This window comes from Raoultibacter massiliensis (assembly GCF_900199545.1).
GTDB lineage: Bacteria > Actinomycetota > Coriobacteriia > Coriobacteriales > Eggerthellaceae > Raoultibacter > Raoultibacter massiliensis.
Map to the genome: position 1 here is coordinate 2289418 of NZ_LT962671.1, position 13709 is coordinate 2303126.

Consider the following 13709-nt stretch of genomic DNA (forward strand, 5'->3'; position numbering starts at 1 on the left):
GAATAAACCATGCAGACCTCGATTCTTCTTGGCGGCAGCTCGCGCTTCCGCTATAATCTCTGCTTGCGCCCGAGTGGCGGAATGGCAGACGCGGCGGTCTCAAAAACCGTTGTCGAAAGACGTGCGAGTTCGACTCTCGCCTCGGGCACCATACCGCACATGCACGAACCCGTTCGAGACGTCAACGCTCGGCGGGTTCGCTTGGTTCAGAAGCATGTCTCTACCTCAAACCGCCTCGAAACCGCTTGAATGCAAGCAGCCCCGCTCGGGGGCTGCTGCTTATTATGCGTCGCGCTTTGCGCGCATGCCTCTTTTGTTGCCGAGATGCAACGCGCCGTTGCGCGCCGGCGCTATGCGCTTGCTGCAGGGTTCTCGCACACGCCAATGAAGAGCGGGACGCCCTGGGACGAGCGGATCTCGAACAGGAACGGGCGATCGAGCGTGAAATCGATCTCCTTGAGGTTATCGGGCGCAGCGGACATCTCCGAAATGCCGATATCGGTATACGCGCTCGCCTCCGCGCCGTTTTCATCCCACATGATGTAGCTCTCCTGCTTGATATGGGAAATGTAAGCGGGCGTCGAAGTGAGGTTCGAGAAATCCGCCTCATCGGAAAACGGCGTTTTCATGCCGAGTTCTTCGAGCGGCGCAATCAGATCGAAAGAGGCATCGAACGTCGTCTTGGGCACTGTGTAGGTGATGTATCCGAAGTCGTCGGCTTCGGAGGTAAACGCATCTTCGAGCAGCTGCCCATCGGCAAGGATGTCGGTTGTGCTCACCCCTTCGGCGGGAAGCACGAACGACATGGTCGCTCCCCCGACGAAATCAAGGCTCGCACGCGTGTAGGTGTCGGTCTGCACGAACTCGCGCGGCTTGTCGATCCGCTGCACCATGAACTCGGCAGCCGCATCGCCTTGCATGCCGTGGAACACGTCTTCTTTGGTGTTTGACGCGTCGAACTGGTTCGACCAGCTGCCCTTGAAATACACGGTGTTGATAATCGAAAGCAGCTGATCGCTCGTTGTATTCACCTCGGGCTCGATCGTGCCGTTCGTGTTCGCGGCGATCCAGTTGGCGATTGCGGCATCGGCATCGGCCGTACCGAACTCGACCGAAAACGGCGTCGCATAGAACTGACGCGTAGCAACGTCGATGAAGCCCTGCTCGAACTCGTCGCCCTCGCGCATCCAGATGGAATTGGCGAGATCGATTTTCGAAAACGGATCGCCGTACAGCACGCGGAACAGGTTGCCCAGCTCGGTCGGCACCGCCGACGGGTCGGGAGCGCCCAAAACCGCGTTCATCTCATCGGCGGTCTGTCCCGCCGCCCCCTGCGTGGCAAGGGCGAGCGCATAGTACAGGCTGATGGGCGAATACGTGCTGTTCTCCGTTTCCTTCCCCAGCACCGCCGAGGCGGTTTTGTACGAGAACCCGGAAAGCGATTCGACGAACGCGGGGTCGATCGGATTCTCGTCGAGCGTGTTCAGCCATGCCTCGCCATCATCTTCATCGGGCGTCTCGGGAAACGTCGGCACTGCAACGGCGTGCGCATCCGCCTCCGAAGAAGGAACCCCGCCGGATGGCGCTTCGCCCTGTCCGTTTTGCCCGCCCCCCGCGCAGGCAGCCAGCATAAGCGCGCCGGCAACGCAGGCAATCGCCCCCAGCACGAGTAAACGTCGTTTCATTCGCATGCTCCCTTCGAACACAGGTCGGCCCCATCGGAGCCTTCCGCTTCCGCGCCGCATCGCCTCCCATGCCATGCCGGCGTCGTCTTTGCAGTATAGCGATGAGCCGCCGAACAGAGAGATCGCGTTGCTCAGCCGTCATTGCTGCTACGTATACGAACCAGCCGTCGAAACTGTCGGACTATCTTCTGCTTTCCTCGAAAATAAACGTATTCTCATCGGAAAGATCGGGACGGTACCGATAGCCCGCCACATCGAACGCACGCAGATCTCCCAGCGTTGCGATTTCGTTTTCAGCGCACCAGCGAACCATCGAACCGCGTGCGGCCTTCGCTGCCGTCGCCCGCTGCAAAAGGCTGCCGTCTTCGCGCACGCGGCCGAACAGGCACGTTACCGCCTTCACGCCAAGCGATCCGGCATAGGGGAGCACCGCCTTGGCATACTCAACCGACGCGAGATTCACAAGCGAATCGGTCTCTTCCGCAAGCGCGCGAGCCAGCTCGTCGCCCCAAAAGCCGTACACATCGGACGAATCCCCCACCGAAAGTTTGGCCTGCATTTCAAGTCGGTACGGCACCACGCCGTCGAACGGCCGCAAGATGCCGTAGAATCCCGAAAGGATGCGCAGATGCTCCTGCACGTAAGCCAACTGCGATTCCTCCATGACGCAGGGCGCCAGGTGCTGGTACTGAATGCCCTCGTAGGAGAACACGGCCGGAGAAAGCGCGCAGGCCTTCCCCCGCACATCCATCGTACGGAAGCGATCGTAGTTAAGGCTCGTCAGGGCATCGCTTGTTTTCCAGAGCTTTTGCGCCTCGTCGTAGGACAGCTCCCGAATGGCATGCATCAGCTCTTCGGCGCGACTGACGAACCGGGGAAGATCCTTCCACGCAAACACATCGTCAGCGACGTTCATCTTCTTCGCCGGTGCCACGATAAACTTCACGATGCCTCCGAATCGTCGTCTTTCGAACAGACTCGCGAAGCACGATACCACATTCCGCGCACCCGAACGAAGGGCGCCCGAAACGCCCCGGTCCGCTCCAATGCGCACGACGCCCTACTGGTAGCGAAGCGACTCCACTGGATCGAGCTTGGCGGCGCGGCGCGCGGGATAGTATCCGAACACGATGCCGATGAGCACGCAAACCCCCACGGCGCCCAAAATCACGGGAAGCGAGACGGCGGGCACGACCGTCATGCCCGGTTGCATGGCGCCCACCACCGCACCGAGCCCCCATGCGCCCAGCAGTCCGATGACGATGCCGATCACACCGCCGATCACGCAGAGCATGATGGCTTCGAGCAAGAATTGCTTCGTGATGTCGCGTCTGCGCGCTCCAAGCGATTTGCGCAGGCCGATCTCGCGTATGCGCTCCGTCACATTGGTCAGCATCATGTTCATGATGCCCACGCCGCCGACGAACAGGGAGATCGATGCCACCGACCCCATGAGCAACGAGAAGGACGCCATGGTCGTTTCCATCTCCTTGATGATCGAATCGAACGAGAACACGTACACGTCCTCTTCGCCCGAAAGCCCGAAATAGCGCGCCACCGTCGATGTGGTCGCAGCAACGACCGTTTCGATATCGGCACCCTCGCGCACGAAACCGGTGATCTGCATATAGCCCCCCATGGCACCCAAGCGCTGCACGGCCGTTGAGAACGGAACGTAGATCGTAGTGCCGTACGACATGAGCGTCGAAGATTGCAGCACGCCGATAACCTGGTAATCGTCGTTGCCGAGGCGGATGGTCTGACCGATTGCCTGCGCTTCGGCGCTGCCGAACACCTCTTTGATGGAATTCTGGTCGATCAGCACGTAGCGCGCGCCGCTTTTCTCCTCGCTTTCGGTGAAGAACCTGCCCGCCGCAAGCGTCGATCCGTTGGCGACGAAGTACTCGGGCTTCACGCAGTAAACCGTCGAATTCTCAACGGTGGTCGTCGCCGTGCCGACCGTCGTTCCGATTTGGGTCGAGCCCGTGATGAACTCGTAATCGGGCATCATCTGCTCGAGCGCGTCAAGATCGTCGAACGTGATTTCACGCGGAGAATTCACGCTGATCGCGACCTGACGGGCCTGCGCGAATCCGAGCTCGCCCATGAGCGTGTTCTGGATGCCGCCTATGAGCGAGGTCATCGCGATCACCGCCGAAATGCCGATAACGATGCCGAGGATGGTGAGAAACGACCGGCCCTTGTTCGCAGCAAGCGCATACCAGGTTTCGTATAGAAGGTCCCCGAGCTTCATCGTGCGCCCCCCTGCTCGAAGCCGTCGCGCTCGGCCAGCTTGCCGTCGCGAATGTGGATGATGCGATCGGCGTGGGCGGCAACATCGGGCTCGTGCGTGATGAGCACGATAGTTTTCCCCTGGTCGCGCAGGCTCTTGAACGTCGCAAGCACCATTTCGCCCGTTGCCGTATCGAGATTGCCCGTGGGCTCGTCTGCCAGGATCAAGGCCGGGTCGTTCACAAGGGCGCGAGCAATAGCCACGCGCTGCATCTGGCCGCCGGAAAGCTCGTTGCTGCGATGATCGAAAAGATCTTCGTTCAGGTAGACGCTGCGCAGAGCGCTGCGAGCGCGCTCTGCACGCTCCTTTTTGGGACAGGCTGTGTACATGAGCGGCATCATGGCGTTTCTCAATACGGTCGAACGCGGCAGCAGGTTGAACGATTGGAACACGAACCCGATGCGCGTTGCACGTATTTCGGCAAGCTCGTCTTCGTTATAGGCCGCAACATCGATTCCCTCGAGCAGATACGAGCCCGTCGTCGGCGTATCAAGGCATCCGAGGATGTTCATGAGCGTCGATTTACCCGAGCCGGAAGGTCCCATGATGGCCAAAAACTCTCCCTGCCGAACCGAGAACGAAACGCCTCGCAGCGCATGGGTCAATCCCGAAGCGCCCTCGTATATCTTGTGAACGTCGCGCGCTTCGAGAACCAGAGCCATGGCGTCTACCCCGCAACCGTTTCAACGGCAACATCGGCAGAAGCCGACGAACCCGCCGCGCCCATCCCCATACCCATTGAAGCGCCTCCGCTGTCGCCGACAAGCATGATCTCGTCGCCCTCGGCGATGGATCCCTTCACAGCCATGGTCAGTCCGTTCGAGGCGACGATTTCAATGGCGCGTTCCTGCATGTTAGTCGGATCCTCGGGATCGACCACGTACACGAACCCCTCGTTTGCCGAGGTGGTCTGCACAGCCGACACGGGAACCATCAGCGTATTTTCAATTTTTTGGGATTCGATCGAGGCCTTGGCCGTCATGCCGGGCTTCAGCCGAGGATCAGGCTGCTCGATAAGCAGATCGACTTTGTAAGTTACCGTTCCGCCGTAACCCATGTTCGCGCCGTCGGCCGATCCGGTGTCCACCGTGGCAATATGACTCACCGTGCCAACAAGCTCAAGATCGGGAATAGCCGAGAACGTGAGGACGGCATCTTGCCCCGCCTCGACCTTAAGGATGTCGATCTCGTTGACTTCAACCGAAACGGTCATCTGCGAAAGATCGGCTATCTGCATAGGCGATGCCGAGCCCGACGCGTTGGCCAGCGCCTTTCCCGGCTCGATGTTCACCGAGACCACGCTGCCGTCGATGGCCGCCGTAACCGTACGCTTCTCGGCCCTCGCAACCGCATCGTCGTAGGCCGATTGCGCATTCGACAGAGCCGTCTGGGCGCTTGCAAGCGAAAGCTCCGCCTGCCTGATGGCCGAATCGGCCTGCGCAACGTCGAAAGCAGGCGCCTCCGCCTCGGATTCTCCTGCCGCCTCAGCGGCTTGCGATGCGGCAGCGGCGGCGTTGATGCCTGCCTGCTTGGATCGATACGCTTCATCGACAGCCAGCTGAGCTTGAGAAACGCCGTTACGCGCCTCATCGATGCCCTGCTGCGCCTGCACGATCGCCTTATCGAGATCGTCGTTGACGATCGTATACAGCGTCTGCCCTTCGGTTACCGCATCTCCCTCGGCGACGAGCACTTCGCCAACCAAGCCGTCGACTTCGGGCGTTGCGCTCACCGACGAAACCGGTTTCAGCTTTCCCGAAGCCGAAACAGAATCGGAGAACGTTCCTTTCTCGACAAACGCAGTCGGCAGGGGCATATCATCGGCGGGGCCGGCCGCCATCGATGAGAAATACCATGTTAGGCCACCCGCTGCCGCAAGAACCGCAACGGTGCACGCAACGGCGATCGTAATGGCCTTCTTCCGTTTCGCCTTCTTGCGCTTTTCGCGTAAGCTGCTGTAGGCACGCATATCTGCCAACGCATCGGCGTCGACCGCAGCAGGAAGCTGGGGATCGTATGCAGGATATCCGTACCCCCCTGCCCCCTGCATCCGGTTCGGGTGCAGGGGATCAATCGGATCGTTGTCATCGTTAGGCACGGCAGCCTCCTCTTCTCGTATAACCAGCATACGAGTTGAAGCAGCGAAAGTACAGTGACAAAACAGTCATCATCGCGCGCAGGTCGCCGAGGGCGCCCCGTAGACCCGCGCCATCTTATTGCAGCTCGATCAAAACGAACCATCCGCAAGCGAATCGGCTGCCGTTTCCGCCGCGCCCCTTCGCGCCCCGCGCATCCTTCAAGCCGTCGTCTGGTCGCATCGGAAGAGCCTGAAGTCGAGAAAGCCCCTCGCGGCAAGGGATCGACGAGGGGCTTCGGAAAGGTGGCTCTCGGGAAGAAAGAGCCCGAATCGGTTGGGTGGCGGCCGAACCGAGGGAGCCCGAATTCGGCCGCATGAGAAAACGTCGTTGCACGGTTGCCGGCACGAGCCGACGCGCGCAACGTGCGTTAGCTGGTTGCGCCCCCCGCTTTACGCGCGGGAACGCTCTGGCCCGTTGCGGCCATGCGCTCTTCATGGGACATGCCCGCAAGCCGAACGACTTCGTCGATCGAGAGCCCGAGCGCTTCGGCCAAACGGGTTCCGTACTCCGGATCGGCCTTGTAGCAATGGGCGGCATGGCGAAGCTTGATGTTCTCGGTTACAGGTGCGATATCGGCAGCTGTGTTCGAAATCAGCAGCGCCCGCTTGTCCTCGGTCATGAGGCGGTACAGGTCACCGGGCTGGTAGAACGTATCATCGGTCGGATCGTCGGCAGGATCCCACGCGTCCATCGGGCCAAACAGATCGAGCGGCGGCTCCGCAGCTTCGGGCTGTTGTTGCCACTGGCCGTAGGAATTCGGCTCGTAACCTATGGTCGCGCCGAAATTGCCATCGGTGCGCATCTGCCCGTCGCGATGGAACTCGGCATAGGGGCACCGGGGTTTGTTGACCGGAATGTGGTTGTGGTTCACGCCCAAGCGATAGCGCTGCGCATCGCCATAGGCGAACAGGCGGCCCTGCAAAAGCTTATCGGGCGACAGGCCGATGCCAGGTACAAGATGCGTCGGTGCGAACGCCGCCTGCTCTACTTCGGCGAAATAGTTCTGCGGATTGCGGTTCAGCTCGAGCGTGCCGACCTCGATAAGGGGAAACTCCTTCTGACTCCACGTCTTCGTTATATCGAAGGGATTCTCCTTGTAGTTCTTAGCCGTCTGTTCGTCCATAACCTGAATGCAGAACCGCCATCTCGGGTAATCGCCGCGCTCGATTGCTTCGAACAGATCGCGCTGGTGGCTTTCGCGATCGCCCGCGATCAGGGCAGCCGCCTCCTCGTTCGTGAGGTTCTTGATGCCCTGCTCGCACTTGAGGTGGAACTTCACCCACGTGCGTTCGTTGTTCTCGTTGATGAGCGAATACGTATGGCTTCCGAACCCGTGCATATGGCGATAGCTCGCAGGGATGCCGCGATCGCTCATGACGATCGTCACCTGATGAAGCGCCTCGGGCAAACTCGACCAGAAGTCCCAGTTGCTCTGAGGCGAATGCATGTTGGTATGGGGATCGCGCTTGACCACATGGTTGAGATCGATGAACTTCTTCGGATCGCGCAGGAAGAACACCGGCGTGTTGTTGCCGACGAGATCCCAGTTGCCCTCAGGCGTATAGAATTTAATGGCGAAGCCGCGAATATCGCGCTCCGCGTCGGCGGCCCCGCGTTCGCCTGCAACGGTGGAGAATCGAACGAAAACCTCGGTTTCGGCGCCGGGAGCGAACACCTTCGCCTTCGTGTACTTGCTGACATCGCCCGTCACTGTGAAGACGCCGAAGGCCCCTGATCCCTTCGCATGCATGCGGCGTTCGGGGATGACCTCGCGATCGAAGTGCGCGAGCTTTTCGATCATCCAGTTGTCCTGGAGCATCATCGGGCCGCGTTCCCCCGCCGTCAGCGTATGGTTGTTGTCGGCAACAGGGTTTCCTGCTTCGTTGGTAAGCTTGGTAGTATCCGGCGCGGGATTCTGCACATCCGATTCCCTCATGGGTCTCTCCTCTGTTCGGGCTGCAGCGCTTCGTCTGCAGGACTCTGATAAGGCGGTCGCCCTCTGTTCTTATATGATTCAGTTTAACAGGTTCTTACTCCTTATTGATATAAATTATCAATAAGGATTTAATATCCATTATTTCGCTATGATTTTGGCTGAGAAACACCCCCGAACGCAAGAAGGCCTCCGAAAAGGAGGCCTTCGGATCGGGCGGATGATTATCGGCGACTGCAAATGGTCGCCGATAATCATTTCTACACCGTGTCGACGACTGTCTTTTCAAACGGCATAGCCACCTCGGCCAAGCCGCTATCGAGCGGATGACTGCGCCTCCACATCAACCAATGCCGGGCTTACATACGTAAATCCGCCGTACTCATCGTTGATGTAGCGAGCCGCATTGGCACCGGCAAGACGACCGCTCGTCCACAGCCAGCCTTGAGCAACGCCCCCAAAACCCACGTAGTTGCGATTGGGGTTCAAGAGAACCCCCATGGAGTCGGCTCCGATCGCATATAAACCTGATATCGGAGTCTCGTGATCGTCTTTCAGCACCCGAATATCGGTATCGACATCCAGCCCCCCGCAGGTCGAGAACGATGTATTGAATATCTGAATAGCGTAATAAGGGCCACATGTAAATTCGGTAAGGTATTGGGGGTCTTTTCCGAATGCAGTATCCTCTCCCGCCTTGCACAGCTTATTGTACTCCGCGACGGTCGCCTCGAGGACATCTACATCAATCCCGATCTGACCCGCAAGATCGGCGATGGAGTCACCCTTCCATGCCATGCCCTCTTCAATTGCATAGCCGAGCCCCTCGTACACCTCGGGAACGGGCATATCGGCCGGGATATCCCCTTGCGCACAGTATCCTTCCCACTTATAGATCTTGTTGAAACCTTCGGTTGCGATTTCCTGAAGCACATCATCGGAGACGATCGAGTAATAGTAGTTCCCCGAAGCAAAACAAGGCCAGGACTCATGGTCCTGATCGTCAGCGAAGCTTTCGTATTTCGCTTCATCCATGTAACGCTTACCCTCTTTGTTGACTGCAACGACATTGGCAGAAATGCCACATGCAAGCGGAATGTTGTTGAGCGTCCACGACTTGTACCTGCCCGTGCGGCCGTCCAGCACATCATCGTAGAAATTGATCGGATACTGATGCAACCAATGGTCGGTGCTCACATGCATGATGTTCGGACTCATTCCGATATTATAAGTTCCAGCACCGATATCAAGTGCAGCCTGGACCATCAAACCCGTGTCCTGATCGGTGCCAATGCGCTTCCGCTCTCCCCTCCATCGCTCATCAAGCAACGCATCGACCATGTCGGGGTTTGCGCTAAATCCTCCCGTATTCATAATGACAGCTTTTGCACTGATGACGTACTCTTTTCCTGTCGCTCGGTTACGGGCCTTAACGCCTACAACCTTGCTATCATCGGTGAGGAATTCGTATCCTTCCGTCTCAAGCAGATACTTGCCGCCCTGCGCCGCGATCTCAGCGAGCATTTGCTTGTAATAAGTGTCGAGCACCGCACGGCGATCCTCGTAGGTTCCCACATCGGCATTCGATGTCAAAGCAACGTTGTAGCTTGTTAAACCTTTGGTAAAAGGATTCGTCTTCCCCATATCGCCAAAAATCCAACCCATATCGTATAGCCAGTCGATAGTGCGGCCGGACTCTTCGAAGTACAAATCGATAAGCTCCTCTTTTGCCATCTGCTCACCGTCAGTTGTTGTAAACTGCTTCCAGATACCCTTAAACGCCTCTGCATCGACGAAAGGTTCGCCGCCGTTTTTAACCGCTTGATACTCGGGCGGATTGACTGCGCATCCTTCGTGCGTTAGCGCCGATTTTCCTCCGTACTTGCCGGCTCGATCGATACCGAGCAAGCTCACGCGCCCTCCCCCGTTGAGTTGCTGAATCGATTCGCATGCGCTCTTCATTGCCGCAATGCCACCGGTTCCCATCCCAACCACAAGCACATCGACGTCAATCTCTTCGGTAATCCCTACCTCCGATTTTTCGGGTGCCACTTGGAACTTGCTCACAGCAGCAGCATTCGACCCCCCGGCAACGAGCGCCTCTTGCAGCGCCTGCTTGATTGCCGATTTAACCGCATTGCTCGATGACGTAGCGCCGGCAACCGCATCGACCGCAATTGATTGGCTTTCGATTATCCGGGGGAACAGCAAATCTTTCACGCTTTGAAGAATGACTTCTGTTTCGCCATGCTCGAACCGGTCGGTTGGCGTCTCGATTTTGAGTATCGAAGTCTCATTGACTGTAATGGTTACCGGTAAATCCCATATCTGCCAATAACCCTTTGCCTTCCCCGTGTATTCGCCTGGTGCCATCTTGACTTCCATGGATCCAGAAGCGCCCATTGCATCATTGTAGGCAGTCGTGGAAGCATCTTGAATAGCAGACGAGGTAAAAGTAGCGCCGGCAACCGTGTCAACCTGAATGCTTTCAGAATCGATCATTTCCTGTTGCATCACGGCGATCGCACGACCACCGCGATTCGGTGTTTCGAATTTACCTTCGATACTTGCGTTTTTAACGGATCCGCTCCCAGTATCGACCGTCAGCTCAACCTCGACATCGCCACCATAACCGGGCGCAATGGCAGATGCCGTCACAGTCCCACTCGAGCCGGCAGCGTTCTCCGAGGCGCATCCGGCAAGCGAAACGAGTCCCGTGCCAAGCGCCCCAGCTCCAAGCATTCCAGCAGCAGCGCCTTTCAAAAACCCCCGCCTCGACACGCTTGTGCATGATCCATCGATTTCTCCCATAACCCATCCTTTCCTTGTAAACGACCATGGGAAAAGGCTACGGAAAATCCTCAGACAGAACATCGACTCCATGCGTCGATTTACCGGAAATAGCTGCATATGACATCTAGACCCCCTGAGTCTAGATGTCATTTCATCAGGTAATACAGCGCGATGGGAGACGGAGGCACGCCGTCTCCCATCGGATCCGCATTGACCGCCAACTACGAATCACCAGGTTCCTCGACTAATCCGATCAGCTCCTGCTGCCCGTGAACACCAAGCTTTTGATAGACGTGGGTCATATGGGTATGGGCGGTTCCCTTCGATATATGCAATTTCGCCATGATGACCGACAGGTTTCTGCCTTTTGCCATCAGCATCAACACTTCTGTTTCACGCGGTGTCAGCCCACGCTTCTTCGCTAAAGCGCGAGCGTTTTCTTCCATGGTCGCCTCATACGATAGAGCTGATCCGCTGGATGGGAGAGTGTTGAACAGGTTGTCGATGGTCCGTTCGGGAAACAACCAAAAAAAGCAGACGATCAGCGCCAGCAAAAGAATCGGAACAAACGTTGCGATCTGAATAACCTGAGCGTCAAGCGCACCGAGGGCAACTGAAGCAAATACAAGGCCAAACGCGTACCCCAGATTCTTCGCCGCAGTTAGAAAACCGAAATAGCGCAAAGGGGAGAACCCGAATACCTGGACCGTTCTCGCAACAAGGATCCAGGTAAGGATATCGAAGAATTTTCGACCTACCCCCGAAATCATTAACGCAATCTCGCCGAACGCTGCAGGAGAAATGAGGTAGAGAACGAACCCAACAGCGGTTATTGGAAGGATAAGCCTGAACAGAGAGACCGCACTCAAAGGCTTGATCAGTAAAAACGTACACAAAAGAATTAGCGCCGCGAGCAGATTGGCCCAGAACCGTATCTGAGAAGCCATCTCGGACGGCAAAGCATCATATGTAATTGACACAACAAGATTGTAGATAAGGGAAAACACCAAACAACTCAAAAGAACATTCGCCAACGCCCTCCCGCTGCGCATTCGGGCTTCGCCAGCCGCCGAATCTGAATCGGTATCATTCTTCGAAGATGCCTCTGCGGCCAACATCGACCCAGAGGGTTTTGCAAGCAAGAGAAAGGCCATCGCACCGAAAAGCACCAACGAAACGATAAAGAAAGCCGAGCTTGGTAACAGGCCCATGGCGATGCCTAAAAGAGAAGACACTGCCATTACGAACAGCGTATATATCTGTATTCCAGATGGCGGCAATTTGGTAAATTTTATACCCCAAACCGTCTCGAAAAATCCGCAGCATGCACCGATCAAAACGAAACCGAAATAAAAAAGCGCATCGATGGCATCAAGCTTCCCCAACATGACGCACGCCATGCCGAGAGTTCCTATCGCCGCAAATGCTCCGACAGCAGGTACAGCCATACCTGCAACACGATCGGGCATCATCCTTTTTGACAGCAAAGCCACGATTGCCGCGACAATTGCGGCAGTAAGGTACAAAGCAACCTGAAGACCCAACGAAGCCCCTGAAGTCCAGATTTCATTAGCCGAATACGCCAAATAGCCGGTAACCCATGCGCGGCAAAATCCAAACCCTAAAAGATCCCATCGAAAAGGAACGAGGACATCTCCTATTGGCTCTTTGGCTTCGAACACCCTTATTGCACCCCTCACGGCTTGCGCAACTCCCAAATCGCAATACTAGCACACTTCCACCATCGTGACGCCCCAAGCACACGTGAGACGCCCCGAACGCAAGAAGGCCTCCGAAAAGGAGGCCTTCGAAACCGTTTGACGTGTTTTTGCCGATTTACAGCGAAAAATCCTCGTCGCCGTTGAAGATGTCGAGCGCATCTTCAACCGATGCATCGGCAAGCGTGATGGCAGAGATGGCCTTGGTCAGGCGCACCGCCTCATCGAGCGAGCGCTGATGGATGTTGCGCCCGGTTGCGTTTCCGCATGCGCCACCAACATGGATCTGATCGTAGAGCTGGGTAAGGAAGGTCTCGGCGTCAACCGTGGAACCGCCGGCGCACACGAGGCCGCAGCGACCGGAAGCCATCGAGGCGATCTTGAGAGCTTCCGCCGGAGCGGTGCCGTCTTCGGGTTTCGGAGGATTGACCTTCACGAAATCGGCGCCCAGGCAAAGGGCAACGCCAGCGGCACCGGCGATGAGCGCGGGATCCTTCTCGGCGGTAACCGCCTTGCCGCGGGGGTAAATCCACAGCACGACGATGAGGCCGTTGGCATGAGCCTGGGCAATGAGTTCGCCTGCTTCGGCCATCATGGTGGATTCGAATTCGGAACCGAGGTAAATGGTGTAGCCGATACCGACGATATTCACGCCCGCTTCACGCATGGCGAGCACGGCATCGAGATCGTAGAGCTGCGGGGAATAGGGATCCTCCTGCTTCGTGCCCACGATGTTGGTCTTGGAATTCATCTTCACGAGGTAGTTGATTTCCGGATAGTCAGCCGCATACTGGGCTATCAGGCCGCGCTGGCCCGCCAGCACGCCGCATACGCCCTGGCTCCCGATCTTGAACAGATGCTCGGGTTCGGCATCGGCGATATCGATTCCCTCGCCGTAGAAATCGGCATTGAGATGCTCGATCTTCTGGTCGCACGCAAACAGCATGAGACGACCGGTGCCGCGCGTGGCCTTCATGAAGTTGTCGATGTACTCTTCCCGTGATTCCGGCATCACGTCGACAGGAACCTTCACCTGATCGCGAGTGATTTTGGGCATATCTTCCTCCTTTATAGGAATTCCCTTGTAGGAACTAAAACCATGGGCCAATTCTATAGGAAAAGCCCACGGGCGATGGGCTTTTCACAAGA

9 protein-coding genes and 1 tRNA gene are annotated in these 13709 nt (G+C 57.2%); 1 reads left to right on the plus strand and 9 read right to left on the minus strand.

Going from position 1 to position 13709, the window contains the following annotated elements:
• Window positions 1-67 precede the first annotated feature (67 nt).
• Window positions 68-151: transfer RNA gene (locus C1719_RS14040), tRNA-Leu, on the plus strand.
• Between the two features lie 199 nt (window positions 152-350).
• Here the strand turns inward: C1719_RS14040 and C1719_RS14045 are convergent.
• The 9 genes from C1719_RS14045 to C1719_RS14085 form a co-directional block, all read right to left on the minus strand.
• Window positions 351-1685 (minus strand): serpin family protein, encoded by a 1335-nt coding sequence (locus C1719_RS14045; RefSeq protein ID WP_245874547.1) that lies wholly within the window; start codon window positions 1683-1685, stop codon window positions 351-353.
• 181 nt (window positions 1686-1866) lie between these two features.
• Complete coding sequence (gene yaaA, locus C1719_RS14050; protein WP_102375670.1) at window positions 1867-2631, minus strand: peroxide stress protein YaaA; 765 nt, start codon at window positions 2629-2631, stop codon at window positions 1867-1869.
• Between the two features lie 114 nt (window positions 2632-2745).
• Complete coding sequence (locus C1719_RS14055) at window positions 2746-3939, minus strand: ABC transporter permease (protein ID WP_102375671.1); 1194 nt, start codon at window positions 3937-3939, stop codon at window positions 2746-2748.
• Window positions 3936-4640, minus strand: a complete 705-nt coding sequence (locus C1719_RS14060; RefSeq protein ID WP_102375672.1) for an ABC transporter ATP-binding protein — start codon at window positions 4638-4640, stop codon at window positions 3936-3938. Before C1719_RS14060 ends, C1719_RS14055 begins: the two co-directional genes overlap by 4 nt.
• Before the next feature lie 5 nt (window positions 4641-4645).
• Window positions 4646-6076 carry an efflux RND transporter periplasmic adaptor subunit gene (locus C1719_RS14065; protein ID WP_245874552.1) on the minus strand — a complete coding sequence of 477 codons (1431 nt, stop codon included), beginning with the start codon at window positions 6074-6076 and terminating at the stop codon, window positions 4646-4648.
• Window positions 6077-6483: 407 nt separating this feature from the next.
• A complete protein-coding gene (locus tag C1719_RS14070; RefSeq protein WP_102375673.1) occupies window positions 6484-8052 on the minus strand; it encodes a catalase in 1569 nt (522 codons plus the stop codon).
• A gap of 312 nt (window positions 8053-8364) precedes the next feature.
• Window positions 8365-10812, minus strand: a complete 2448-nt coding sequence (locus C1719_RS14075) for an FAD-binding protein (protein ID WP_180963633.1) — start codon at window positions 10810-10812, stop codon at window positions 8365-8367.
• Between the two features lie 251 nt (window positions 10813-11063).
• Window positions 11064-12524, minus strand: a complete 1461-nt coding sequence (locus C1719_RS14080; protein ID WP_102375675.1) for a helix-turn-helix transcriptional regulator — start codon at window positions 12522-12524, stop codon at window positions 11064-11066.
• Window positions 12525-12678: 154 nt separating this feature from the next.
• Window positions 12679-13617, minus strand: a complete 939-nt coding sequence (locus tag C1719_RS14085) for a beta/alpha barrel domain-containing protein (RefSeq protein ID WP_102375676.1) — start codon at window positions 13615-13617, stop codon at window positions 12679-12681.
• Window positions 13618-13709 lie beyond the last annotated feature (92 nt).

What these genes read in the sequence shown, in the direction of transcription:
- C1719_RS14060 (WP_102375672.1), bottom strand. Translation starts at nt 4,640, where the DNA reads ATGGCTCTGGTTCTCGAAGCGCGCGACGTTCACAAGATATACGAGGGC.
- C1719_RS14045 (WP_245874547.1), bottom strand. Translation starts at nt 1,685, where the DNA reads ATGAAACGACGTTTACTCGTGCTGGGGGCGATTGCCTGCGTTGCCGGC.
- C1719_RS14070 (WP_102375673.1), bottom strand. Translation starts at nt 8,052, where the DNA reads ATGAGGGAATCGGATGTGCAGAATCCCGCGCCGGATACTACCAAGCTT.
- C1719_RS14055 (WP_102375671.1), bottom strand. Translation starts at nt 3,939, where the DNA reads ATGAAGCTCGGGGACCTTCTATACGAAACCTGGTATGCGCTTGCTGCG.
- C1719_RS14085 (WP_102375676.1), bottom strand. Translation starts at nt 13,617, where the DNA reads ATGCCCAAAATCACTCGCGATCAGGTGAAGGTTCCTGTCGACGTGATG.